This window comes from Marasmitruncus massiliensis (genome assembly GCF_900186535.1).
Taxonomy (GTDB): domain Bacteria; phylum Bacillota; class Clostridia; order Oscillospirales; family Ruminococcaceae; genus Anaerotruncus; species Anaerotruncus massiliensis_A.
The window spans coordinates 191,123-217,132 of sequence record NZ_FYDE01000005.1 but is presented as its reverse complement, the minus strand read 5'-3'; the positions used below and the strand labels follow the sequence as shown (position 1 = coordinate 217,132).

General features: G+C 53.8%; 23 protein-coding genes. 6 read left to right on the top strand and 17 right to left on the bottom strand.

All coding sequences use genetic code 11. The features are described from left to right. Nucleotides 1-18: 18 nt before the first annotated feature. The 8 genes from C1A10_RS09095 to C1A10_RS09060 all read right to left on the bottom strand — a co-directional run bounded on the left by C1A10_RS09095 (nt 19) and on the right by C1A10_RS09060 (nt 8,196). A complete protein-coding gene (locus tag C1A10_RS09095) occupies nt 19-1,413 on the bottom strand; it encodes a V-type ATP synthase subunit B (RefSeq protein ID WP_101909974.1) in 1,395 nt (464 codons plus the stop codon). A gap of 16 nt (nt 1,414-1,429) precedes the next feature. Beyond that, nucleotides 1,430-3,199, bottom strand: coding sequence for a V-type ATP synthase subunit A (locus C1A10_RS09090; protein WP_101909973.1), 1,770 nt, complete (start codon nt 3,197-3,199; stop codon nt 1,430-1,432). A gap of 15 nt (nt 3,200-3,214) precedes the next feature. Then, nucleotides 3,215-3,814 carry a V-type ATP synthase subunit E gene (locus C1A10_RS09085; RefSeq protein ID WP_101909972.1) on the bottom strand — a complete coding sequence of 200 codons (600 nt, stop codon included), beginning with the start codon at nt 3,812-3,814 and terminating at the stop codon, nt 3,215-3,217. 43 nt (nt 3,815-3,857) lie between these two features. Next, nucleotides 3,858-4,166: a V-type ATP synthase subunit F gene (locus C1A10_RS09080; RefSeq protein ID WP_101909971.1), complete on the bottom strand. Its 309-nt coding sequence runs from the start codon at nt 4,164-4,166 to the stop codon at nt 3,858-3,860. Between the two features lie 101 nt (nt 4,167-4,267). Further along, nucleotides 4,268-4,693: an ATP synthase subunit C gene (locus tag C1A10_RS09075; protein ID WP_101909970.1), complete on the bottom strand. Its 426-nt coding sequence runs from the start codon at nt 4,691-4,693 to the stop codon at nt 4,268-4,270. 29 nt (nt 4,694-4,722) lie between these two features. Further along, nucleotides 4,723-6,711: a V-type ATP synthase subunit I gene (locus C1A10_RS09070; protein ID WP_101909969.1), complete on the bottom strand. Its 1,989-nt coding sequence runs from the start codon at nt 6,709-6,711 to the stop codon at nt 4,723-4,725. 124 nt (nt 6,712-6,835) lie between these two features. Then, nucleotides 6,836-7,879: a V-type ATPase subunit gene (locus tag C1A10_RS09065; protein WP_101909968.1), complete on the bottom strand. Its 1,044-nt coding sequence runs from the start codon at nt 7,877-7,879 to the stop codon at nt 6,836-6,838. 5 nt (nt 7,880-7,884) lie between these two features. Then, nucleotides 7,885-8,196: a hypothetical protein gene (locus tag C1A10_RS09060; protein ID WP_101909967.1), complete on the bottom strand. Its 312-nt coding sequence runs from the start codon at nt 8,194-8,196 to the stop codon at nt 7,885-7,887. A gap of 403 nt (nt 8,197-8,599) precedes the next feature. Here C1A10_RS09060 and C1A10_RS09055 point away from each other — a divergent pair, with 403 nt between their 5' ends. Beyond that, the gene (locus C1A10_RS09055) at nt 8,600-9,553 is read left to right on the top strand and encodes a hypothetical protein (RefSeq protein ID WP_101909966.1); all 954 of its coding nucleotides are present in this window, start codon (nt 8,600-8,602) and stop codon (nt 9,551-9,553) included. A 59-nt stretch (nt 9,554-9,612) separates the two neighbouring features. Here C1A10_RS09055 and C1A10_RS09050 read toward each other — a convergent pair whose 3' ends face one another. The 7 genes from C1A10_RS09050 to secA form a co-directional block, all read right to left on the bottom strand. After that, entirely contained in the window at nt 9,613-10,509 is an 897-nt protein-coding gene (locus C1A10_RS09050; RefSeq protein ID WP_101909965.1) for a glycine betaine ABC transporter substrate-binding protein, read from the bottom strand. Between the two features lie 13 nt (nt 10,510-10,522). After that, nucleotides 10,523-11,125, bottom strand: coding sequence for an ABC transporter permease (locus C1A10_RS09045; RefSeq protein ID WP_101909964.1), 603 nt, complete (start codon nt 11,123-11,125; stop codon nt 10,523-10,525). Further along, nucleotides 11,122-11,766 carry an ABC transporter permease gene (locus tag C1A10_RS09040; protein WP_101909963.1) on the bottom strand — a complete coding sequence of 215 codons (645 nt, stop codon included), beginning with the start codon at nt 11,764-11,766 and terminating at the stop codon, nt 11,122-11,124. Before C1A10_RS09040 ends, C1A10_RS09045 begins: the two co-directional genes overlap by 4 nt. After that, nucleotides 11,763-12,893 (bottom strand): betaine/proline/choline family ABC transporter ATP-binding protein, encoded by a 1,131-nt coding sequence (locus C1A10_RS09035; protein WP_101909962.1) that lies wholly within the window; start codon nt 12,891-12,893, stop codon nt 11,763-11,765. The genes C1A10_RS09040 and C1A10_RS09035 overlap by 4 nt, the downstream gene beginning before the upstream one ends. 164 nt (nt 12,894-13,057) lie before the next feature. Beyond that, nucleotides 13,058-13,675, bottom strand: a complete 618-nt coding sequence (locus C1A10_RS09030) for a GntR family transcriptional regulator (RefSeq protein ID WP_180951069.1) — start codon at nt 13,673-13,675, stop codon at nt 13,058-13,060. Nucleotides 13,676-13,736: 61 nt separating this feature from the next. Further along, on the bottom strand, nt 13,737-15,563 hold the full coding sequence (gene typA / locus C1A10_RS09025; RefSeq protein ID WP_242968894.1) for a translational GTPase TypA: 1,827 nt from the start codon (nt 15,561-15,563) through the stop codon (nt 13,737-13,739). A 215-nt stretch (nt 15,564-15,778) separates the two neighbouring features. Next, the gene (gene secA / locus C1A10_RS09020; RefSeq protein WP_101909960.1) at nt 15,779-18,520 is read right to left on the bottom strand and encodes a preprotein translocase subunit SecA; all 2,742 of its coding nucleotides are present in this window, start codon (nt 18,518-18,520) and stop codon (nt 15,779-15,781) included. Nucleotides 18,521-18,819: 299 nt separating this feature from the next. Between secA and C1A10_RS09015 the strand changes: the two genes are divergently transcribed. Next, nucleotides 18,820-19,512, top strand: coding sequence for an iron-sulfur cluster assembly scaffold protein (locus C1A10_RS09015; RefSeq protein ID WP_101909959.1), 693 nt, complete (start codon nt 18,820-18,822; stop codon nt 19,510-19,512). 20 nt (nt 19,513-19,532) lie between these two features. Beyond that, nucleotides 19,533-20,531 (top strand): GGGtGRT protein, encoded by a 999-nt coding sequence (locus tag C1A10_RS09010; protein WP_101909958.1) that lies wholly within the window; start codon nt 19,533-19,535, stop codon nt 20,529-20,531. A gap of 177 nt (nt 20,532-20,708) precedes the next feature. Here C1A10_RS09010 and C1A10_RS09005 read toward each other — a convergent pair whose 3' ends face one another. Continuing rightward, nucleotides 20,709-21,611, bottom strand: coding sequence for a M14 family metallopeptidase (locus C1A10_RS09005; RefSeq protein ID WP_101909957.1), 903 nt, complete (start codon nt 21,609-21,611; stop codon nt 20,709-20,711). Between the two features lie 105 nt (nt 21,612-21,716). Here C1A10_RS09005 and C1A10_RS09000 point away from each other — a divergent pair, with 105 nt between their 5' ends. The 3 genes from C1A10_RS09000 to C1A10_RS08990 all read left to right on the top strand — a co-directional run bounded on the left by C1A10_RS09000 (nt 21,717) and on the right by C1A10_RS08990 (nt 23,995). Continuing rightward, nucleotides 21,717-22,268 (top strand): NUDIX domain-containing protein, encoded by a 552-nt coding sequence (locus C1A10_RS09000; protein ID WP_101909956.1) that lies wholly within the window; start codon nt 21,717-21,719, stop codon nt 22,266-22,268. Nucleotides 22,269-22,308: 40 nt separating this feature from the next. Then, complete coding sequence (locus C1A10_RS08995) at nt 22,309-22,914, top strand: class I SAM-dependent methyltransferase (RefSeq protein WP_101909955.1); 606 nt, start codon at nt 22,309-22,311, stop codon at nt 22,912-22,914. A gap of 109 nt (nt 22,915-23,023) precedes the next feature. Continuing rightward, nucleotides 23,024-23,995: a polysaccharide deacetylase family protein gene (locus C1A10_RS08990; RefSeq protein WP_101909954.1), complete on the top strand. Its 972-nt coding sequence runs from the start codon at nt 23,024-23,026 to the stop codon at nt 23,993-23,995. Nucleotides 23,996-24,036: 41 nt separating this feature from the next. On the opposite strand, the gene C1A10_RS08985 is transcribed toward C1A10_RS08990, so the two are convergent. Beyond that, complete coding sequence (locus tag C1A10_RS08985) at nt 24,037-25,818, bottom strand: Na/Pi cotransporter family protein (RefSeq protein ID WP_242968893.1); 1,782 nt, start codon at nt 25,816-25,818, stop codon at nt 24,037-24,039. Nucleotides 25,819-26,010 lie beyond the last annotated feature (192 nt).

Here is a 26,010-nt window from a genome sequence, read left to right as displayed (position 1 = left end):
TCCTTCAGCGGATGCGCATTAAGCATGGAATTTTTCGGCGGCCGCCTGCGGGCGGTAATACTGCTCGAGCACCTTGTCGCCCACCCGGTCGAGCTCTTCACGGGGAAGCAGCGAAAGCAGCAGCCAGCCGAGGTCAAGCGTTTCTTCAATCGAGCGGTTTTCCGTCGGCCCCTGGTTGACAAAATGCTTTTCAAACATCTTGCCGAATACCATAAACCGTTTATCCACGTCGGACAGCTCCTCCTCGCCGATAACCGAGGCCAGCGCACGCGCGTCCTGCACCCTCGCATAGGACGCAAACAGCTGGTTCGCACAGTCCTGATGATCCGCGCGGGTAAAGCCCTCACCGATGCCGTCCTTCATCAGGCGGGAAAGGGACGGCAGGACGGAAATCGACGGATAAACGCCTGTCTGGTCGAGCTGGCGGTCCAGCACGATCTGCCCCTCGGTGATATAGCCGGTGAGGTCGGGGACAGGGTGGGTGATGTCGTCATTGGGCATTGTCAGGATCGGCACCTGCGTGACAGAGCCGGAGCTGCCCTCAATGATGCCGGCGCGCTCGTAAAGCGATGCCAGATCGGAATAAAGGTAACCGGGGAAACCCTTTCTGCCCGGGATCTCGCCCTTGGAGGACGAGAATTCGCGCAGCGCCTCACAGTAGGAGGTGACGTCGGTCATGATGACAAGCACATGCATATTGTGTTCAAACGCGAGATATTCTGCAACGGTCAGCGCGCAGCGGGGTGTCAGAATACGCTCGATGATCGGGTCATTGGAAAGGTTGAGGAACATAACCACCTTTTCCATAACGCCCGCTTCCTCGAAGGAGCGCCTGAAATAGTCGGCAACGTCGTTTTTTACGCCCATTGCGGCAAAGACGACGACGAATTTTTCATCGGTGCCGGAAAGGCGCGACTGCCGCACCATCTGGACAGCCAGCTTGTTATGGCTCATGCCCGAGCCGGAAAAGATCGGCAGCTTCTGGCCGCGAATCAGGGTAGCCAGCGCGTCGATGGTGGAAATGCCGGTGTTGATGTAGTTGCGCGGATAGACGCGGGTAACCGGGTTCATCGGTTTGCCGTTGATGTCGGCGCTCTTCTCGCAGAAGATTTCGCCCAGCCCGTCAATCGGGCGGCCGGAGCCGCTGAAGGTCCTGCCCAGCAGTTCCAACGAAAGGGGCATTTCCATCGGGTGCGCAAGCATGGTGGTACGGGTATTGTCCAGCGACATACCACGCGTTCCCTCGAACACCTGAATGACAACGCGCTCGCCCTCAATCTGAACCACGCGCCCGAAACGGGTTTCCCCCGTATTCAGCTTGAGCGAAACCATCTCGTCAAACGCAACGCCGGTTACGCCCTGCAAAGCCACCAGAGGGCCATTGATTTCATTGAGTCCCACAAATTGGAGCATGGATCATGCCCTCCTTTCAGAATTGCTCGGCGAGCTGGTTGAGTTTGCCCAGCTTCTCGTCGATGTCCTTGTAATAGTTGTCGAACAGCGCAAGGTTGTCGTTCGGCACATCATATTTAATTTTAATCAGCGCTTCAAACAGGCCGGTGGCAGTCAGCTCCGAAATCGGAACGCCTTTGCCCACAACTTCCTTAGCCTTATTATAGAAGTAAAGGACAACCTGCATCATCTTCAGCTGCTTGGGCAGCGGTACATAGGTGTCGTCGCGGTGGTAAGCGTTCTGCTGCAGAATGCCCACGCGGATAACCTTGGCAACCTCGAGCACCAGTTTCTGGTCGTCGGGCAGGACATCCGAGCCGATCAGCTTTACAATTTCCATCAGCTTGCTTTCGTCAAGCAGCAGATTGGAAATCTGCTGGCGGCATTTCATGAAATCGGGCGAAATATTTTTTGAATACCACGGTGTCAGGTCATCCAAATATTCGGTATAGCTGGATGTCCAATTGATCGCGGGGTAATGGCGCGCATAGGCAAGGCTCTTGTCCAGCGCCCAGAAGCAGCGCACAAACCGCTTGGTGTTCTGGGTAACCGGTTCGGAAAAGTCCGCGCCCTGCGGGGAAACCGCGCCGATGATGGTCACGGAACCCTCGGTGCCGTTGAGATTGTTCATATAACCCGCGCGTTCGTAAAACTGGGAGATACGCGACGGCAGGTAGGCAGGGAAGCCTTCCTCGGCCGGCATCTCCTCCAGACGGCCCGAGATCTCACGCAGGGCCTCCGCCCAGCGGGAGGTGGAGTCCGCCATGACCGCCACATGATAGCCCATGTCGCGGTAATATTCCGCGAGCGTGATGCCGGTATAGATAGAGGCTTCACGCGCCGCCACGGGCATGTTGGATGTATTGGCGATCAGGACGGTGCGGTCGGTCAGGGGCTTGCCGGATTTCGGGTCGATCAGATCGCCGAACTCTTTAAGCACCTGTGTCATTTCGTTGCCGCGCTCGCCGCAGCCGATATAGACAATGATATCCGCGTCGCTCCATTTCGCGAGCTGGTGCTGGGTCATCGTTTTTCCGGTTCCGAAACCGCCCGGCACCGCAGCGGTGCCGCCTTTGGCGATAGGGAACAGCGTGTCGATCACGCGCTGGCCGGTAATCAGCGGGCGCTCGATAGGCAGACGCTCCGCAACCGGGCGCGCCGAACGGATCGGCCACCTCTGCGCCAGCGAAAGGATCTGTTCCGTCCCTTTTTCGTCACGCAGCACGATAATCGTATCAAAAACCTTATAGTCGCCGTCGGCAGCTGCCGACACCACCTCGCCCGACAGCGTCGGGGGCACCATGGCGCGGTGCTCAATGACCGAGGACTCCTGCGTAACGGCGAAGATGTCGCCGCCCTTCAGCTGATCGCCAACCTTGACCCGTACAGCGGTCTTCCACCGTTTTTCCAGATCGAGAGACGGAATATCGCTGCCCTCCGGGATAAACGCGCCCGATTCTTTCGCGATTTCGCCCAAGGGGCGCTCAATGCCGTCAAAGATATTGGAAAGGATGCCCGGGCCGAGCGTTGCGCAAAGCGGCCCGCCTGTGCCCGCCACCGGCTCGCCGGGACGCAGTCCGGTGGTGACCTCATAAACCTGTATGGTGGTATGGTCGTCGGAAATATTGATGACTTCTCCGATCAGGCGTTTTTCGCCCACATAGACCATTTCCATCATCTGAAACCCGGTTGCGCCGCGTACGGTTACGACCGGGCCGTTAATTGAATAAACCTGATTCTTGTTCAATCCGTTCCGCCCCCCTTATTCAATGTGAAACCCGGAATAATTGTAAATCCAGTTTTTCTGCTCCTCCAGGGCGGTGTCGAGGCTGTAATCCACCAGGATGCCTTTTGCGCGGTTTTCAAGGATCATCCCGCCGATCGCGATGGACGCGTCGTCCGCCTGCACTTTGCAGGGGCCGTAAATCTCCCTGATCCTATCTCCGTAGGAAAGATCCTGTGTACGCAGTTTGATCACGCTGCCGTCCATCCGGTGGGCCTCGGCAAGGGACCCCGCCTTTTTCAGGAGGAACTCACCGTAGGCCTCTGTTTTGGCAAACGAAACCAGCTCCGCGCGGGCGCGGGCAAGAATTTCAGTAATATACTGTTCCCGCTGCTGGAAAAGCTGTTTTTTCAGCATGCTGTTTTCCCGGGAAATTTCCTTGATACCGGCAGTTTTGATCTGGGACACTTCGGACTGTATGTGATGATAAAGCTCTTCGAGCAGCTTGTTTTCCTCCTGATCCAGTTCGGCTTTTTTAGCCTCCTCGGATTCGCGCAGGATCGCCTGCTTTTCAGCTTCCGCTTTTTTAAGGATCGCCTGCTCGAACAGTTCGAGCTTTTCTTCCGGTGTGTATGCCACTCTTGTTCACCTCTCTGCCTGATATGGGACGCCGGTGCGCCCGCTACAATTGAACACCGATTGCTTCCCCTACATACCGTTCAATCATTTGAGAAACGTCTCCCTTGCCGTGGCGGTCGGGAACCTCCACAATGAGGGGGCGCTTGCAGGTCAGCTTATAGCGATAGATGACAGTCGGACAAGTGTTTATAAGGTTTTCGGTCATCAGCACAACGCCGATTTCCGGATCCGCCATAACGGTTTTCAGCGCCGAGATTACCTCGTCCGCAGTATGGATCGTACGGCCCTCGATTCCCGCGAGCCGCATTCCCATGGTCGTGTCCACATTATCGCTCAGTGTGTAAAATTTCATTTTTTCCACCCCTTATGAGTGTCTGATGCCGCGGAGTTTTCAACAACTTTTTCTTTTCCTGTGGAAAAGCCGGATAGGCCGTTGAAACTTGCGGCATCCCATCAAAGTTTATTAATCAGAAGGATCGAAATCAGCAGTCCGTAAAGCGCAACGCCTTCGCCCAAGACCACGAAGATCAGCGCTTTACCAAATGCTTTGGGATCCTCGGAGAACGCGCCGATCGCCGCCGGCGCGGTAGACGCAATCGCGATGCCCGCGCCGATGCAGCTCAGCCCTGTGGCCAGCGCGGCGGCAAGATAACCCATACCAGCGCCCGCTCCGGATACGGCGGCAGCGGCAGTTGCGGCGTCAGGCTCGGCAGCGCCCACCGTCATGGACAGGCAGACAAGCAGCAGGGTGGATACCATGAATACGCCCGCGTTGAGCGCAACACGCTTTCTGGCGCGGGGAGCGGAGCCGGACTTCATGACAGGAACAAGCAGGAATGCAGCAATCGCAACAGCAATCGTCGGAATAACAAATAACATTTTAAAAACCTCCAAAAAACAATTTTTTATCAGGATTCCTCGGTGGAAAAAATGCGGATAGGGGTATACGGCTTTCCGTTCCCGTCGAAATAGCGGCTGAACATTTCATAAAACTCCAGCCTGAGCACCTGGATGCCCACAATGAGGCCCTCCATACCGATGACGAACAGGTTGCCGATGATAATGACAACAGGGCTGGCCGCCGATCCGACCATGTCGGACAGGGTAAACACCACCGCCATCATGCCCGCGTGGCTGAGCACAAAGCCGCCCACACGCAGAAAAGACATGGTATTGGAGAAGAAACTCAAAACCACTTCAAACAGTTCAAATGCGCCTTCTGTCAGATAAGCGCCCATACCGTCCTCCGGCAGAGCATTCTTCCCGGAATACCCTTTTGCAAGTCTGCCCAGCGGCTCCTTAAACAGGATTACCGCAAGCGGCAGCAGGATCAGCCCTACAACATAGGGCGCGGTAAACAGGTTTCTGCCGGTCACGGCAAGGGTTGCCGCGCCGAACAGGATGGAACCATAGAACAGAAGCCCGGCGATGCCGTTTGCTGAAAAAACCGCGCGTTCGATATCCCGCCGCTTAAATCCGATAAAGATATCCAGCAGGATCGAGACGCAGATGAGACAGACACCCAACCCCACTGCGGACAGCAGGATCACATTGGTCATTTCCGGCGCCATAATTTCAATGGGTTTCCCCGCAAGGCCGAACACGCCGACAAACAGCGGAGTCAGCAATTCTTCAAAGCCGAAGACCGAGCCATACAGCGTGCCGAACACACAGGAGGAAATACCGATACGGTTGATCACCCGTCCAATATTCATCCGCTTCCACTTCCAGAGCAGCGCTCCGGCTGCCACCAGCAAAAGCCCCTGCCCCAAGTCGCCGAACATGATGCCGAACAGCAGGCTGTAAGTAAACGCCACAAACGGCGTGGGATCGATATCGTTATAGGAAGGCAAACCATACATTTCCACAAACATCTCAAACGGCTTGGCGAACCAGCCGTTTTTCAGTTTGGTGGGCGCCTGGATGCGCTTGTCGGAGTCGTGGGCTTTGACTTCCACCGTCACGCTGTCCAGCTCGCGCAGCTCGGCGACGAACGCCTCACCGTCTTCCTCGGGAATGAACCCGGTAATGTAAAAAACATCCAGGAACTGCCGTTTGAGTACCGAAACATACCGGCGCATCTCAAACGAATCCGAAAGGAATTTCAGCCGGGTGTAAAATCGGTAGAGTTCGTCTTTATGAGCAGCGGCGAGCTCCTTGATCTGGTTTTCCGCCAGGACAAGCTCCTTCTGATTGGCGGCAATCCCGGCCTTGATCTTCTCCACAGCAGCCTCGGGCGTGCCATGGACGAAATCGGGGACGCGCATCCGCTCAAAATAAAGGGAGGAGAAGATGTCGTCCACCTCGGGGGCATAGTCCGCAAGCGTAAAATAGACGCCCCAGACATACCCCTTATCTGTATCGAACGAGGAGAACAGGAACATCTTGCGGTCATAATAGGAAAGCTTCTGATAGCTGTCCTGCGGCAGCCTGCCGAACCGCACCTTGATGTATTTGCAGGAGAACAGCTCATCGAGGTCAACCTCAAGCGCATTGAGGTGGGCGAGATGGGTCAACGCATTTTCCCCCTGCTGAATTTCACCTTTCAGATAGTTGCACCGCTCCTGCAAAAAATCAAGCCGTTCCTTAAAAGAATTGCAGAAATCTTCATAATACTGCGCTTTATGCGGGGTCAGCCGCGCAAACTTTTCGTCCTTGATGCTCTCCGGCATATATTTGGGGTTCAGCCCCGCCTGAACGCCAACGTCGGTAATCCTGTTCAGAATGTCGGTATATGGGTTCTGCTCCGACAGCGGCTGGAACCCATGGATTCCTTCCACCGACTGAATTGCTTTTTCCGGATGGAAATCCCCTCTGTCCAAACAACGTAGAATCACGTCGTCAAGGCTTTTCATATCGCCTACGATCGTAACAAGCGACAGCTTGGCAATGGACATGTTGACCCGTCCTTTCTCCAGCGGCTAATTTTTTGATGTCCGGCCTGCCCGTGCGCCTACAGCCGCCGGCGGTGTGCCGCACACGGTTTTCGCAGCTGCCCCCGCTCCGTTGAGGGGGCAGCCGTCAGGCCCGATAGAGAAGCTGCTGTATTTTCTCCGGGGAACGCTGATACCGCACACCTTCAATAATTCGTACAATGTTTTCCGTCTCCATTCCGCGAAGCAGCATAAACGCCATAAACACTACCTGTGGATCGGTGGAAAACCGCAGCATGCGAAGGTCGAGACGATAGCGCATATTGTCTGTCTCATTTTCGAGGAATCTTGCATCTTCCGGAAGATGCTTCCCGTAAATGGTTCCGGACAGCCCCTTGCGAAACGCCTGCTCATCCCGTGCCTCAATCAGTGCATCCAGTTCCCGGCGGGACAGCTTGCAGCGAAAAGGCAGGATCACCGCCCGTATCTGTTCCGGCTGTGCACCGAAATAGGCCTTCATGCGGTAAATTGTGTTGAGATTCATCGTTTCCGCCCGCATGGTGATCAGCTCGCGAAGCTGGTCACGCGCGGCGCCCGACTCATTTTTCTGCGCCCTCTCGAGCAGGGTGTTGAAATAATAGTTGCGAAGCGCCATTTCATAGGCGGTATAGTCGATGCGCCCGTCCTGATTGTCCAGCCGTTCCTTGCAAGCACGGATCACCGGCCCGTAAGGGGTGTTCTTCAGGAATTCTGCCATCTGTTCCACACTGTCGACATGCGCCATTTCGAAAATGTTGAAGCTGACATAGGGCTGGATAAATGAGGGGAGCGATGTGATATAATCGTCCTCCTCACGGGAAGAAATCAGATCACGAAGACGGGAGAGAATTGTTTCAATCTCCATATCCATGATAATATACTCGTAGACGCTGTCCTTGGCGCGGACATATTTGACCAGCCGGACATACTGGTAAAGAACGTCCTTATGAAGCAGCATCTCAAGCTGGCCGCGGTGGACTTCACTGTCCTGAACGCCCGCCAGCGCGGAGCGGTAGGTCGTTTTTTCCTTGAGATAAGCCGAAATCTCCTGAATGCTCTGTTTGCGCAGCAGCTCGTCATATTGCACAGGAGACAGCATCTGCCCGAACATGGCGCGCGTTTTCGCAATCACCGCGTTCGCATAGTTTGCCATGCCGCTCACCCGCCTATGCAGCGGCCAACGACCTCATGAACCCAGCTGTCGCCCTTTTCCTGAAAGTGCAGCCTCAGCTTTTCCATTTTGGCGTCATATTCACGGCGAAGCTGCTCACGCTGTTCCTCGGTGTCAGTCTGCGCCTGCTGACGGAAGAACTCGATGCGATGGTCCGAACGCTGCCGGTACTGGTCGGACATCTGTTTTTTGTAATCGTTCATGTGCGCAAGCGTATAGCGTTTCTGCTCTTCGGCCTCATGAACGATCTTCTGGCCGGCGTGATCAAACTCGACCAGTTTGCTGATGATTTTCTCCATACTATCATCCCTTTCTGACCGGTCGGTGTTTCGGATAAGAACACCCACCAGGAGTATCATCGAACAAAAAAGGAGCTATTGCCCCGATTTTATCGGTTTACAGTTTATTCTTATTTATCCGCGATTGCAAGGAATTTTAAATAAAACCTTAAAAAATCTTAAAAATCTGTGGCGACCTACCAATTTTAATAAAATATAATCCTGGATTTGTCGTACTTGCACATATTATTAGCAAATTCGATCAGAACTGCGCATGAATTCCTTTTAAGAATAAATTGGCAGTGTTTTTTTGACAAACTTTCCTCCTGATCCTTGATTTTACAGTTCTCTATTGGTATACTGATAGTATTAAAAATATAAAGATCGCCGCCCCGGCGGTCACAGTGAGGGAGGAATTTCCATTATGAAAAAACTACTCGGCGCTGCCAGCCTCCTGCTGACGCTGGTCACGGTTCTTTCCGTACCCGCCTCGGCAGTCGCAATCATTACAGGCGACAGCTTCTCCTCCGCTTCCAAAAGCGGCAACTGGGTCACCGACCGTTACGACCCTGAGGAGTTCGACATTTCAGACGGTAAGCTCTATCTTGCGCTCGGCAAATCGGGCTATTACAAATACCGTCCCGCCGACAGAAAGAGCAAATATTACGCACAGCAGGGTAAAAAGCTCAAGCTGGGCCAGACTTCCAGTACCACCTGGACCGCCGTTGTAAAGCTGGATATTGACGACACCTGGTTTAACTCCAGCAGCAACCGTAAACGTGCCGAATTCCGCATCGATCTGGTCGACGGCGACGGCAATCCGATCAAGGACTCTCCGGCTCTCGCTTTGGTGAAGGGCGGAAGCAGCGCCTCTTATTTCAAGTTCTACAACCCGAAAGCCAACACCGGCTGGGGTATGGGCAACAAATTTATCAACGGGGACGACGAGCAGGAGGACTTTATCGTAGAGGATGGCGAGCACAGCCTGTTCATCAAAGCCACCAACGGCGTGATTTCCTACTATGTGGATGAGAAGAAGCTGGGCAACTGCACGCTTTCCACCACCGACGTCTATCCGTCCTATGCGTCCCTGAGCGCTTACAACTTCGAACGCCCGGACGTGATCTGCTGGGATAACTTCTACCTCTATGACGGCAGCTACGGTATACGCGCCCTTTCCACCGACGCGCAGAACGATAAGGAAGACCGCCTGGAAGAAAAATATGAGAAAAAGCGCGCTAACTGGATCGAAAAGTATACGCAGTACGAATTTGAAGGTAAATGGTATAAGGAAAGTGACTTGCCTGATAAAGCAAATAAAGATAATTTGGAATCTCGTTTGACCAAAGAAATGCCCGACAGCTACTGGGATTATTAATCGTCACGTGAGAACCCGCCCGGCCAAATGGCCGGGCGGGTTTTTATTTGCTTTTTTGTTTAGAGCAGGCCGTTCCCTTTGAGGAATTCTTTCGCTACTGTTTCCACGTCCTGTCCCTCAACATCGATATTATAGTTGAGTTCGGTCATGGCCGCGTCATCGATTTTGCCTGCCAGGCTGTTCAGAACGTCCTCCAGTTCGGGATACTTTTCCAGCGTCTCGTTCCGGATGATCGGCGCCGCGTAATAAGGCGGGAAGAACTTCTGATCGTCCGTCAGCACCTTGAGATTATACTGCTTAATGGGACCGTCGGTTGCGTACGCATCGGTAACATCCATGTCCCCACTTCCGATTGCCTGATACTTCAGCGCGACATTCATCTTTTTGGGGTCCCCTTTGAACTCCAACCCGTAGGTTTCCACAAGGCCGTCGTAACCGTCCTGACGATTGAAGAATTCATGGTCGGCGCCGAACACGAGGTTTTCGGATACCTTGGCGAGGTCGCTAAAGGTTTCTACACCGTATTCCTGATAGACCTGATCGGTTACCGCAAGGGTATAGGTGTTGTTGAAGCCCAACGGTTCCAACCATTTCACGCCAAACTGCTTGTCAAATTCCTCTGACACGATCTGATAAACCTCATCGGGATCGGAAATCACATCCCGTTTCAGCTGGGCCGTCAGCCCCGTTCCGGTATATTCCGGATAGATATCAATATCACCGTTTTTAATCGCTTCAAAGCAGACAAAGGTACCGCCCATATTCAGCTTGCGGTTGACTTTCAGGTCTGTTTTGGCCTCAACAAGCTGTGCCATCATCTCTCCGATAACAATATTCTCACCAAAATCCTTCGATCCAATGGTCACGGATTTTCCCCCCGAGCAGCCTGCAAGCAGGCTGACCGAAGCCAGGGACAGGGCCAGAATCAGCCCGGTTATTCTTTTTGTGTGTTTCATTAGTTACCTCCTTTTACTTTGTCGATTTTTTCACCAAACGCTGCTCCATTTTGGTCATTCCATAATCAAACAGCAACGCCATTAAGACTACAGGCACGGCGCCTGTGATAATCCTTTCAAAATTTCGTGTCTGAATGCCGCGGTAAATCGGGTAGCCAAGCCCGCCCGCACCAATCAGAACACCCATGACCGCAATGGAAAGCGAATTAACTACCGCGATTTTGATCCCCGAAAATATAAGCGGGAACGCAAGCGGCAGTTCCACCTTAAACAGCCGCTGCATTTTGGACATGCCCATGCCGCGGGCCGCGTCCTTAAGATAGGCCGGCACAGAGGATAGCCCTGTATGGGTGTTTCGGACGATCGGCAGCAGCGCGTAAAGCGTCAGCCCCACGATCAGCGTCGTATTGCCAAGCCCGAACACAATCATCAGCATCGCCAGCAGCGCAAGCGAGGGGATGGTCTGAATGGTTTCCGCCACCCAGAGGATAACGGAATCCAAATAGCGCAGCCAGTAGGCTGCCACGCCAAGCCCGACCCCCAGTACCGCGGATATCACCGTAGCGATTGCTACAATCAGCATATGCTCAACAATTAATGGCATCAGTGTACTCATGCGTGTCCCCCCTTTAAGCCACGCGGCGTGATCGCTCTCTGCAAAAGCCCCATTGCGCCGCTGATGATAAACGCAAGAATTGCGGAGGGGATTGCGCCCGCCAGAATATACCCGGTGTTATAGGTGGAAAGGCCGGTCCAGATGAGGTCGCCCAGACCGCCCGCGCCGATCAGACCCGCGAGGGTGGCCCAGCTTACGATGTAAACGGCAGAAATCCGGATGCCGCTGACAATCGACGGCATCGACAGCGGAAGTTCCACCTGGAAAAGAACCTGCAGGTTGGTCATGCCGATTCCGCGGGCCGCTTCAATATAGCCGTCCTCCACGCCAATGATTCCGGTATAGGTATTGCGCAGGATTGGCAGGATCGCATAGAGGGAAAGCACCACCAGCGCAGGCAGTTCCCCGATTCCGAACAGCAAAAGCGCAAACCCCAGCATGACAAGGCCGGGAATGGTCTGAATGGTACCCGCAAATGCAAGCACCGGAGCGGCAAGGCGTTTATGCCGTGTCAGGAAGATGCCCAGCGGTATTGAAACCACCACGCCGATCCCAACGGAAACCGCGACCAGCATGATATGCCGCAGCAGGCTGTCCACCAGGCTGTCGTAGTTTTGGGTGATAAACTGCATCATACTCATGACGGCAGTTCCCCCCAAAGCGCTTCTCCCATCGCCTTTGCCATGCTGGTTCGGGTAATCAATCCGGCAACGGTGTTGTCGTCGTTGAGCACCACGAGATAATTAAAAGAAGAAGCTAGCAACTGATCAAACGCATCGTGCGCGTCGTCCTTGCGATGAATTGTTGTGACATCGTTCGATGTCAGTTCGCCGATTTCGCGCCCGGCCTTACCCTGCGTTTTAATGGTTTCAATCGAAACTGTTCCCGCGTAGGTGTCATCCTCATTCAATACAATACACGAGTTGACGTCGCGGCGCATCATCATGTCGATGCACTCCAGCGTGTGGCTGGTTTTGGGGACCTTCAGCACCTTCGTGCGCATGAATTCCTCCGCCAGCATCTTCACCGGCGTGCCGCCGCTGCTGTCCATATGCCTTCCCATAAAGCTCTTGATCATCGGGTCGGCGGGATTGCGGAGCATCTCCTCCGGGGAGGCCATTTGAACCACTTTGCCCTGATTCATGAACACAATGGTGTCCGCCATGCGCAGCGCCTCCTCCATGTCATGCGTAACAAAGACAATCGTCTTTTTCAGTTTTTTCTGAATCCGCTTGACCTCCTCCTGAAGCGAGTCGCGGGTGATCGGGTCAAGCGCGCCGAACGGCTCATCCATCAGCACAATCGGCGGGGAAGCGGCAAGCGCGCGCAGAACACCGATTCTTTGCTGCTGGCCCCCTGAGAGCTCCGAGGGGTATTTGTGCGCGTTGGCTTCATAGGGCATATCGACCAGCGCGAGCAGGTCCCGCACCGTCTGCTGCCATTTCTCCTTGGGATATTTCAGCAGCTTGGGCACCACCGCGATATTCTGCTCCACAGTCATGTTGGGGAACAGGCCAATCTGCTGGATGACATAACCGATGGTGCGCCGTAATTCCACAGGATTCTGCGCCGCGATATTTTTGCCGTCTATTTCGATTTCACCTTTGTCCGGTTCGATGAGCCGGTTGATCGTTTTTAAAGTCGTTGTCTTTCCGCATCCGCTTGGTCCGATCAGGACAACAAATTCTCCGTCTTTAATGGTAAAGTTCAGATTATCAAGAATCACGTTGCGGCCATAGCTTTTCGTAATATTTTTGAATTGTATCATCAAATTCTCCTTTCTCAGAATGTATAAAGTATCACACAAACGGGCAAAATAACAACTCAATTATATCATTCAAGTTGTCAGTTGTCAAATATTCGTGAAAATACGACAAAAAAACCATCCGCCGATTGTTCAAAGCGGATGGTTTTTTTCATTTATTTTTCTGGTTACCCGATGAATTCACTGACAGCGGAAACACTTTTCAGATCTCCTACAAAGACCAGGATATCGCCCGCAAACAAGGCGGCGTACGGCCCCGGCGACAGGATGATCCTTTCGCCGCGCCGGATGGCGATAACCGTCGCGGCGGTCTGCTGCCAAAACTTGAGTTCGCCCAGCGTCTGCCCGATCAAAGGGGAATCGTCTGGAATCTTTGCTTCATAGTTGTGGAACGGGTTGGTCTGCATGAATTTTTCATTGATGCGGACAATCGAGCCGGCAACCTCACTGATTTCGCGGCTGATCTCCTGCTGGCGCTCCAGCAGTTCCCCGAGGCTCTTCTGGCGCGCACGGATATCATTCTGCTCGCCGAACTTCTCCACATAGGCACGCGCCTTGTCCGCCGAGAGGACCACCGCGCCGCTGTTCTGCCGAACCTCGACGACCTCCATGTCCTCCAGCAGCTTCATCGACCGGCGGATAGTTTCGGGGGAGACCCCATATTCCGAAGCCATGACCGACCGGCCGTACACCTTTGTATTTTCCTGAAGATCCCCGCGCGCGATGCGCAGAGCAATATCCAGCGCGATCTGGGAATAAACCGGCGGCACAATCGGATTAGCCAACAAACACAACTCCAAACGTTACATTCTTCCGACGGTTCCCAAGCTGTCGGATTGCTGAGTATCAGCGGTTTTTCATCTGCTCGCGCATACGCATCGCGTGGTCGAGGATGCGTTTGCGGATACGGATGGTCTTGGGGGTAACCTCCAGCAGTTCGTCGTCGCCGATAAATTCCAGCGACTCCTCAAGCGAGAAGCGGCGGGGCGGAATCAGGCGCAGCGCGTCATCCGAACCGGACGCGCGGGTATTGGTGAGCTGCTTGCGCTTGCAGACATTGACGGCGATATCTTCATTTTTCGGGGACATGCCCACAACCTGTCCGGCATAGACCGGCTCGCCCGCGCCGAGGAACAGCGTTCCGCGTTCCTGAGCGTTATAAAGCCCGTAAGTAATGGTCTCCCCGGTTTCAAACGCGATGAGGGAACCGTTGGTGCGGCGCTCAATATCGCCTTTGTAGGGCAGGTAATCATGGAACAGGGTGTTCATGATGCCTTCACCCTTAGTATCGGTTAAAAAGTCACTTTTATATCCGAACAGCCCGCGTTCGGGAACAATAAATACCATTTTCATGCGGCTGCCGACAGGAGTCATGCTCTGCAGCTCGCCCTTGCGCACGCCCATTTTCTCCATGACGGAACCGGAGCATTCAGCCGGAACGTCCACAGTCAGCTCCTCAAACGGTTCGCAAAGCTGGCCGTCGATGGTTTTATAGAGCACTTTCGGGGTGCTCACCTGGAATTCGAAGCCCTCGCGGCGCATGTTTTCAATCAGGATGGAGAGGTGCATCTCGCCGCGCCCGCAGACACGGAAGGAGTCGGCGGTTTCACCGTCGGAAACCCGCAGCGAAACATCGCGCAGCAGTTCGCGGTTCAGGCGGTCGCGGATCTGGCGGGTGGTGACAAATTTGCCCTCGCGCCCGGCAAACGGGCTGTTATTAACCGAGAAGGTCATTTCAACAGTCGGTTCGGAAATTTTCACAAACGGTATCGGCTGGTGGGTCCCTGCGGCACAGACCGTGTTTCCGATATTGATGTCCTCGATTCCCGAGAACATGACAATATCGCCCACCGTCGCGGACTGCACCTGTGTGCGGCCGACGCCGGTAAACTGGTAAATCGCGGTGATTTTCCCGGATTTGGAAAGCTCGTGGTCGTGATAGTCGCAGATGGAAACCGGCTCGTTGACTTTCAGCGTGCCGCGTTCAATCCGGCCGACCGCAATGCGCCCGACATAGTCGTTATAGTCAATGGAGGAGACCAGCACAGCGGTGGCATCGTCCGGGTCGCCTTCAGGCGGTGTAATATAATTGACAATCGTATCCATCAGCGGTTTGAGGTCTGTTCCCGCAACCTCCGGGGAATAGGAGGCGGTGCCCGCTCTGCCGGAGCAGAACACCATCGGGCTGTCAAGCTGTTCGTCGGAGGCGCCCAGATCCATCAGCAGCTCCAGCACCTCGTCCACGACCTCATAGACGCGGGCGTCGGGACGGTCGATTTTATTGATGACGATAATGACCCCAAGGTCAAGGTCAAGCGCCTTGCTCAGCACAAAGCGGGTCTGGGGCATCGGACCCTCCGCCGCGTCGACAAGCAGCAGCACGCCGTCCACCATCTTCAGCACACGTTCCACTTCGCCGCCGAAGTCCGCGTGTCCCGGGGTGTCGACAATATTGATCTTAATACCGTTATATTCGGCGGATGCATTCTTTGCAAGAATGGTGATGCCGCGCTCGCGTTCGATGTCATTGGAATCCATGACACGCTCCTGCACCGCCTGATTTTCGCGGAAGGTTCCGCTCTGCTTGAGCATGCCGTCCACAAGGGTAGTCTTGCCGTGGTCAACATGGGCGATAATTGCTACGTTTCTAAGGTCGTCGCGTTTGATCTTCATATGGTAATCTTCCAATCTGCCGCGTTTACGGCTAAAAGTTTCTCTATTCACACTAGAATATAATACCCATTCACCGTTATCCTGTCAATAAAGATTCCTCGTTTTTGTTTAGTTTCCCTAAAGACTTCCCTAAAAACATGAAAAATCCACTGGCAAATGCAGGACGGCGACAAAAAAGCCGCCCGTAAGCGGCTTTTTTTATCGGTTTTTACGCTTTATTCGTCACGCCCGCAGCATTTCTTATATTTCTTGCCGCTTCCGCAGGGGCAGGGGTCATTGCGCCCCACTTTTGTAATGCTGCGCTTGGCAGGCCTCTGCTCCAGGCTGCCGTCACTGCCGCCCGCTTCCTGCGTGGGCTTGGCGACCTGCTCGCGCTTTGGTTCCTCATTGGTGCGCAGCTGGATGGTGAACATCAGCTTCACGGTATCCTCACGGATGGATTCAATCATCGCGTCGAACATGTCGAAGCCCTCGATACGGTATTCCACCACAGGGTCCTTCTGCGCGTAGCTGCGCAGATACATGCCGCGCTTGAGTTCCTCCATGTCGTCTATATGCTGCATCCACTTGGTATCCACAATCCGCAGCAGCACCACGCGCTCGATTTCACGCATGATGGGAGGGGTGAACTGTTTTTCACGCATGGCGTAGAGCTTCATGGCGCGCTCATTGAGCATATCCTTGATTTCCTGGTCGGTGATTTCGCCGAGCCGCTGGGTATCATAGCGCAGGTCATCGGAGGTGGTGAGCCAGCCGAGGAAGTAATCGCGCAGGCCCTCGAGGTTCCAGTTGTCATGCACTTCCTTGTCAACCAGATAGCGGTCAACCGTGCTGTCAATGGTTTCCTTGACCATGCCCTTGATCACTTCGCTGATATCCTCGCCGTCAAGTACCTTGGAGCGCTGGGAATAGATGATTTCGCGCTGGCGGTTCATAACGTCATCGAACTGGAGCACGTTTTTGCGGATGCCGAAGTTGCGGGCCTCCACCTTCATCTGGGCGCTCTGGATGGAGTTCGTGAGGATCTTCGCCTCGATGGGCATATCATCCTCCGCACCGATGGCGTTCATCATATTCTGGATGCGCTCGCCGCCGAACAGCCTCATGAGGTCATCCTCCAGCGACATGAAAAAGCGGGTTTCGCCCGGGTCGCCCTGACGGCCGGCGCGTCCGCGAAGCTGGTTGTCGATACGGCGGGATTCATGCCGCTCGGTACCAATGATGAACAGGCCGCCTGCCTCGCGGACTTTTTCGGCCTCGGTATCGGATTCTTTCTTATAGCGCTGCATCAGCTCGGTATAAAGCTGGCGCGCGTCATTGATGACCTGATTATCGGTATCGGCAAATCCGGTGGCCTCCGCGATGATTTCGTCCTCATAGCCGGCTTTGCGCAGGTCAGCCTTGGCAAGATACTCCGCGTTACCGCCGAGCACGATATCGGTGCCGCGTCCGGCCATGTTGGTCGCGATGGTGACGGCGCTGTATTTGCCCGCCTGCGCGACAATCTCCGCTTCCTTCTCATGATACTTCGCGTTGAGCACCTCATGTTTGATGCCGTGCCGGGAAAGCATCTTGGAAAGCAGCTCGGATTTCTCAATCGAAATAGTGCCGACTAGTACCGGCTGCCCTTTTTTATGGCATTCAATAATATTGTTGATGACCGCGTCAAATTTGGCTGCCTCGATCTTATAAACCACATCCGGATGGTCATTTCTGGCGATTGGTTTGTTGGTGGGGATTTCGACCACGTCAAGCTTATAAATTTCCATAAACTCGTCCGCTTCGGTCTGAGCGGTACCCGTCATACCGGCGAGTTTATCGTACATGCGGAAGAAGTTCTGGAAAGTAATGGTGGCGAGGGTTTTGCTCTCGCGCTCCACCTTGACGCCCTCTTTCGCCTCGATGGCCTGATGCAGGCCTTCGTTATAGCGGCGGCCGAGCATAAGGCGCCCGGTGAATTCATCGACAATGATAACCTCGCCGTCTTTCACCACATAGTCCACATCGCGCTGCATGATTCCATGTGCGCGGATCGCCTGATTGACGTGATGCTGAATGGTCATATTATCGCCGTCGGTGAGGCAGTCCAGCCCGAAGAACTGTTCCGCCTTTTCCACGCCGGTTTTGGTGAGGGTTACGGTTTTGGCCTTTTCGTCAACGATGTAATCGCCGTCCACGTCGTCGTTTTCGACTTTGTTGTCTTTTTCAGTCACGCGGAAGCATTTCAGGCCTTTGGCAAGCTGGTTTGCCTTTTCATACAGGTCGGTAGATTTATCGCCCTGCCCGGAGATAATCAGCGGAGTTCTTGCCTCATCGATGAGGATGGAGTCCACTTCGTCGACGATGGCATAATTGTGCCCGCGCTGCACCTTGTCCGCCTTATAGATGACCATATTGTCGCGCAGGTAATCAAATCCGTATTCATTGTTGGTTCCGTAGGTAATATCGCAGTTATAGGCCGCGCGGCGCTGGGTGTTGTCCAGCCCATGGACAATCAGCCCCACGGAAAGTCCCATGAAGCGGTATACTTTTCCCATCCACTCGGAGTCGCGCTTTGCCAGATAGTCGTTCACGGTGACAATGTGGACACCTTTTCCTGTCAGCGCGTTCAGATAGGCGGGCAGAGTCGCCACCAGCGTTTTACCTTCGCCGGTACGCATCTCGGAGATACGACCCTGATGCAGCACGATGCCGCCGATGATCTGCACCGGGAAGTGGCGCATCCCAAGCACACGGTCAGCCGCCTCGCGGCAGGCTGCAAAAGCGTCCGGCAGAATATCATCGAGTGTTTCCCCGGCGGCAAGACGCTCTTTCAGAGCGGGTGTGCAGGCCTTCAGCTCCTGATCGGTCATCGCCCGGTATTTTTCTTCAAGTTCCAGCACTTTCTTCTGAATGGGGTAAACGCGTTTCAGCTCCCGTTCGGAATAGGTCCCGAAGATTTTTTGAATCAATCCCATTTTGTCACCTCATAAAACTCGTTCTGCAATTATGCCGGACAGAACGTACTCTCATCTGAAAATGAACACATTATAACTTATATAGTTTACAATGTGCCTGTGTCAATGTCAATCCTTATTTTGTGAAGTTTTCGCGGCATCGGCCGGCCTCTACTATTATATACAGAAAACATCTGATAACTATGGCGAATTTGTTGTCTAAAGATTAACAAATCGGAAACAAGCCCCTTGATAATTCAGATTCGACCTAATATAATAAAGATTGACCTTGCCGTCAAAAAACCGAAAGGAGTACCGATATGAATTATTCCCATGAAGTGGAGAGAATGTGTGTCCTCTCCAAAGGGCCCAAGCACGGCCCGGCTCCTATTCCCGAAGAGGGACAGTGGGTGAAAGCCTACGAAATCAAAGATATCTCCGGCCTGACACATGGCGTGGGCTGGTGCGCTCCCCAGCAGGGTACCTGTAAGCTGACCCTGAACGTGAAGAACGGTATCATTGAGGAAGCGCTGGTAGAAACCATCGGCTGTTCCGGAATGACCCATTCCGCCGCCATGGCAGGCGAAATCCTGCCCGGCAAAACCATCCTGGAGGCGCTCAACACCGACCTCGTCTGCGACGCTATCAACGTCGCTATGCGCGAGCTGTTCCTCCAGATTGTCTACGGACGCACCCAGACCGCGTTCTCCGAGGGCGGCCTGCCCATCGGCGCGGGGCTCGAGGACCTCGGAAAAGGCCTGCGCTCGCAGGTCGGCACCATCTTCTCCACCAAGGCAAAGGGCGTTCGCTACCTGGAACTGACCGAAGGCTACATCCTCTCCGTCGCGGTAGACAATAACGGAGAAACAATCGGCTATAAATTCCTGCGCGTAGGGAAAATGCTTGAGGACATCCGCCACGGCGTGGACCCCGCGGCTGCCTACGAAAAGAACATCGGCACCTACGGCCGCTACGCCGACGCGCCGAAGTACATCGACCCGCGTGAAGAATAAGAGGAGAAGGAGGTAACAACATGGTTAAGTTTGAAGGACAGGAAAGAAGAATGCCCAAAATTGAAGCCTGTATGAAGGAATACGGCATTGCTTCTCTCGAAGACGCAAAAGATATCTGTGCTGCAAAGGGCATTGATGTCGAAAAAATCGTAAAGGGCGTTCAGATGATCGCTTTTGAAAACGCTGTTTGGGCTTACACCCTCGGCTGCGCTGTCGCAATCAAAAAATCCTGTAAGAAGGCCGCCGACGCTTCCGAAGCAATCGGTATCGGCCTGCAGGCGTTCTGCATCCCCGGCTCTGTCGCCGAGCAGCGCAACGTCGGCATCGGCCACGGCAACCTCGGCGCCATGCTGCTGAGAGATGAAACCAAATGCTTCTGCTTCCTCGCCGGACATGAGTCCTTCGCGGCCGCGGAAGGCGCCATCGGTATTGCGAGAAACGCAAACAAAGCCCGCAAGGAGCCGCTGCGCATCATCCTCAACGGGCTGGGCAAGGATGCCGCCTTTATCATCTCCAGAATCAACGGCTTTACCTATGTAAATACCGATTATGATTTTGCCACCGGCGAACTCAAGGTTCTGGGCGAAACCGCCTATTCCGACGGTGAGCGTGCCAAGGTAAAATGCTACGGTGCCAACGACGTCCTTGAAGGCGTTGCCATCATGAAACACGAGAAAGTGGACGTTTCCATCACCGGCAACTCCACCAACCCGACCCGCTTCCAGCATCTGGTTGCCGGCACTTACAAGAAGTGGTCGTATGAAAACGACGTCAAATATTTCTCCGTTGCCTCCGGCGGCGGCACCGGCCGTACCCTGCATCCGGACAACGTGGCTGCGGGTCCCGCTTCCTATGGTCTGACCGACTCGATGGGCAGAATGCACGGTGACGCTCAGTTCGCCGGCTCGTCCTCCGTCCCGGCGCATGTGGAAATGATGGGCCTCATCGGCATGGGCAACAACCCGATGGTCGGCGCTACCGTCGCCTGCGCGGTTGCTGTGGAAGAAGCGCTCAAATAAGTTTGGTACTCATTTCGTTTTTCGGGGGCTGTCTCTTGCGGGACGGTCCCCGTTCATTTTGTGCTGTTGATTGCATATGATATTTACAAATTTTCGCTTTCATTTTCGTGCGAAAAGCGGTATAATACTAACGAACCGGGAAAATTCCTTTTTTTTACAGATGCTTTCTGATCTATTTTACAGTAAAATAGAAATGAGCATCATTTCCAATAGCCGTGCATAGATCGGCTCCAGCTCTTCCACCGGCAGAGGATTGGTCCCTCGGCCGATTTCAATGGTAAACGCCGGCCGGCACAGGCAATCGATGAACCAGTCCTTAAAGCCGCCGTGCGAAGCGATTTCATCCGGCGACGCCAGCTTATAGCCCGATGCGGACGCGAGAACCTGTGCCATCAGCTGCGAGCGGGCAGGCGTATGGCTGCCGTAGCGGTAATAAATTTCACCCCCCTGTGAATGGAATGCATACGCCTGCCGCAGCTCGAACGCCGTACAGAAATTGCAAAGCGCGCGCGTTTCCGGCTCACTGCACGGCACTGAACCGCCGTAACGCGTGGGGCCGGGCGCTGTGTAGCCCGCTTCGCGCTCCAGCTGCTTGAGTCTTTCGAAGCCTGCGTTGAAGTTGTGGTTGAGGTCGATGCCCCTGGCATTCGCCTGCCAGTGCAGGGTGTCGCCGCCGCTTGCTTTTTCAACAAAGTCCGCAAGATGGCGCGCGGACGCCGCCCCGTTCACCGAAATTTCCACCCCGTCCGGGTTCAGGCAGGGCACAACAATGACAGAACGGTTTTCCAGTGTGCGGCCGATGTCAATATCCGCCAAAGGCGCGCCGCTTTCGATTGCGCACAAAAGATCTTCCATAAAGCGGAACAGCAGAAGTGTGGTCAGCCATTCCATTCCATGCACGCCCCCCACGTAAAGCGTGCCCCTATAAAGGTCGCCGATTCCCAGCGCATAGATGCTTCGTCCCAGCACCGACTTCCCAATCGGGAAGGTGCGAAGCCCCGGGAACCTGTTTCCCAGTTCGCACACCGCGCGGTGCATATTTTCATAGCATGGCGGCTCTTTGTAAAACCCGTCAAACATTCGCTTCACCTCTACGCCAGTTTATGTAGGGGAAAGCTTGGATTATACGCGATTTCCCTACCGTCCGGGGACGCGGCGGGATGAATCGGCAAGGAGGTTTTTCCAATGCGGCATTATGAAAAAAAACTGGAATCCACCCAGCTGTATCAGGGTAAAATACTCAATCTCCGACGCGATAAGGTTGAGCTTGAAGACGGGCGGACCGCTTTCCGCGAGGTTGTGGAGCACAACGGGGGTGTTGCGGTGCTTGCCGTGGACAGCGAGGAGAACATCCTGTTTGTCTCCCAATTCCGCTATCCGTTTGGGGAAGTACTTCTGGAGCTTCCGGCCGGAAAACTCGAACAAGGGGAGGATCCGGCGCAGTGCGGCCGGCGCGAACTGCTGGAGGAATGCGGCTGCGAAGCAAACATTTTTGAGCCGCTGGCGATACTTTATCCCACCTGTGCCTACGACAATGAAATCATTCATGTTTTTTATGCCGCCGGGCTGACCGAAGGTGCTCAGCATCTTGATCCCGGCGAATTTTTAACCGTTCAGAAAATTCCGGTTGCCGAGGCTGTGGAACTGGTGCTTGCGGGCAAAATCCCCGACGCAAAGACTCAGCTTGGAATCCTCAAATACAAAACCCTGCGCGACGCGGGTCGGATCAGCCCGTGAACGCTTTGCGATTTTTTCATAAGAAAGGAACCTTAACGATATGGACAAACCCTCTTTAATTGCTTATTTCAACCAGTTGGCCGACCGCTGGGACGCCGAATTTCCCGCAGATTCCGGAAAGCTCCGCTGTTTTGCTGAGCTTTGTGATCTAAAAGAGGGCGCCCGTATTCTGGATGTGGCAAGCGGGACCGGAAGTTTCGAACCTTTTTTGTTGGAAAAAAACCCGTCCCGTATTCTGGCCGTCGATTTTTCGCCGGAAATGATACGTACCGCAAAGGAAAAATGCTCCGACCCGCGCGTGGAATTCCGCTGCGCGGATATTATGGAGATTACCGGAGAGGAGTTCGACTGCGCCATCATCTGCGGCGCATTTCCGCTGTTTGAAAATCGTGGCAGCATCATCCGCCAGCTGCACAATCTGCTTGCGCCGGGCGGGCGTGCCATCATCTGCCATCCGCAGGGCAGAAGCGCCGTCAATTCCAACCACGATGCAAATGCGATCCAGCTCACAATGCCGCTGCCGGCCGCGAAAACACTGACCATCTCCCTGAATCCTTATTTCGATGTGGATACATTAGTGGATTCATCCGAGCTTTATGTGGTATCGGGTACGCGGATTCCGATTAAAATGGAAAATAATTCCTGACTAAGATTGTGTTATTCGCAGCTGAACTGCACAAACTAACTCCGAAATAAAGCATTTTTATTTCATCGACAATCTTAGCTTTCCAGTATACAGTGAAAGGAAGAATCCTATGAAAGCGTTTATGACCTTGGTTTTGACGCTCGCTATTGTAACCGGTATGATTGGTTGCACCAACACCGGCAACACCGGGGCGTCCAGCGCTCCCACTACCTCCGTAGCAGCTTCTCCCGCGGCCTCCCCGGCAGCATCTCCGGCAGCTTCGTCGGAGCCGAAGCCGGTGTCCGAACTGGAAGAAGAACTAGAGGATACCGCATCAGATGTTGAAAGCGCCGTAAAGCCGACTATGAGCACCGATTTTAACAAAATCGGTGCTCATAGCGCAAGTCAGGTAAAATGGGGGCCGGGCGTCCAGCGGGACCCCGATACCAATCGCACTGCGGATGCCGAAGGGTTGCAGGATACTTATGGGAAATACGGCGTATATTTTATCGCTCCGAAAGACTGCGGTAAATTTTACCTCACTTTTGACGAAGGCTATGAAAACGGCTACACGCCGCAGATTCTGGACACTCTGAAAGAAAAAGGCGCAAGCGCTGTTTTTTTTGTCACACTGCCGTTTGTAAAGTCGGAGCCGGAACTCGTACAGCGGATGATTGATGAAGGACATATCGTGGGCAACCACACAAACCATCATTGGAACCCCACCCAGAAAACCCTTGCGGAAGCGAAATCCGATATCAGCGACCTGCATGATTATATGCTGGAACACTTCGACTATGAGATGCATCTTTACCGTCCGCCCGAAGGCGCGTTCAGTGAACAGACGCTTGCCATGGTACAGCAGATGGGCTATACCACCGTGCTCTGGAGTTTCGCCTATTCCGACTGGGACCCCAACAACCAGGTCGGCGAGGAGGAAGCGCTTGCCCGGACCACCAAGTACATTCACGAAGGCGCTATCTATCTGCTTCATGCCGTAAGCCGCGACAATGCGACAATCCTCGGGCAACTGATCGATAAAATACGCGATCAGGGATTGGAAATTTCAAAATTTGATCTGCCTTATGTTCCCGCAAAATAGTAAAAACCCTGTCCGGTTTTCCGGACAGGGTTTCTATTTTTTTATTTTTTGATGCGGGAAATATATTTTGTGGTGTAAACCGTATATTTGTCCAGATAGTTTTCTGTCTGCCCCTTATGCAGCTTGTGCACATAGTCATGGCGGTCGATCACATTCTGATCGCTGTCATAGGTCAGCACCGAAACGCCCACGTTGGAGCAGTGGTCGGCGATCCGTTCCAGATCGGACAGGGTTTCGACAAACGGGAACGCGGCGTCCACGGTGCACTTACCTTTGCGGAGACGCTCGATATGCCGGTCTTTGAGGGTCTGCTCCATGACATCGATGACTTCCTCCAGCGGCTCAATATTGCCCGCCGCCGTGAAGTTGCGGGTTTTAAAAGCGTCAATCGCAAGGTCCATAATTTCGATGACTGCCTCACTGATCGCGCCAAGCTGTTCCGCAGCCTTTTTGGAGAATTCCGATTTGCTCTTCTTCAGCTTCTGTGCGCTTTCCGCAACATTGAGCGCATGGTCGGACATGCGCTCAAATTCTCCGCAGGTCCGCAGCAATTCCGAAACCGAACGGTTATCGCTTTCGGAAAGCTCCAGGTGGGACAGCTTAAGCAGGTAGGTTTCCACGCTGTCCTCCAGCCTGTCCACCAGATCTTCGTTTTCGTTGATGCGCTCAAATTCCTTTTCGTCGTAATTTCTCATCAGGCTAACCGCGCTGATAAAATTTTTCCGCGCCAGTTCTCCCATCCGTACCACCGCCTCGCGGGTATGCTCGACGGCAAGGCCGGGGGAAACCAGGAGGCGGTCATCCAAAGTAAAGGGCGCCATTCCTTCCGTTTCCGATCCATGGGAGCGGTCCTTCACAATGGTACAGGCAATTTTTTCGAGCACGCCGGCCAAAGGGATGAACATCAATGTGACAACCACATTGAACACCGTGTGGAAATTTGCAATGCCGCCTTTGTCAATCGGCAGATTCCAGAACGGCAGGGGATACATGGCCTGAATAGAGTACCCCGCGATGAAAAATACGATCGTCCCGATCACATTAAACGTCACATGGACGCAGGCAGAGCGCTTTGCGTTTTTGGAGGCGCCGATCGATGCGAGAACCGGCGTGATGCAGGTTCCGATATTCTGGCCCATAATGATCGGAAAGGCCATGGCAAATGTGATCTGTCCGGTCGTTGTGAGCGCCTGCAGAATGCCCACAGATGCGGAAGAAGACTGAATGACCGCAGTGACTACCGCGCCCACCAGAACACCAAGCAGCGGAATATCACCGAACGCGGTGAATGCCGCGCTGAAAGACGGAGAAGCCGCCAGCGGCTTTACGGCCGCTTCCATCGTGAACATACCGGTGAACAGGATGCCGAAGCCAAGCAGAATCTGCCCCACATCATGCCGGCGGTCCGTTTTGGACGACAGGAACAGCAAAACACCGACAATCAGCGCCAGCGGGGCGATCGTTGCCGGTTTGAGAAATGCCATAAAAAATCCGGTTGACTCGGAGCCGCTCAGCCTCAGGATATGGGCGGTTACAGTGGTTCCGATATTGGCGCCCATAATGACGCCGATGGCGTTGCGCAGCTTTAGCATATTGGCATTCACAAGCCCTACTACAATAACGGTTGTAGCTGAAGAAGACTGGATAGCGGCTGTCACAAGCGCACCAAGCAGTACTCCTTTCAGCACGGTATCCGTCAGCTTTTCCAACGTTTGTTCAAGCCTTCCGCCCGAAGCGCGTTCCAGTCCAGTCCCGAGCAGCGCCATACCGTAAAGAAACAGCGCAAGCCCGCCGAACATACTGATTACCCCAAATACACTCACTTACAACACCACTCGTAATCAAATTTTTTCACATTCTTGACATGTCTTTTACATTCACAGGTTTTATTATACTTTACGAGGGGTTCTTTGTATAGTATGTCCCGCAGGATTTGGTGAAATTAGACGGTTTTCAACAACAAAACAGGCAGCCGGATGGTTTTTCCGACTGCCTGTCCTTTCTATGCCTGGCTG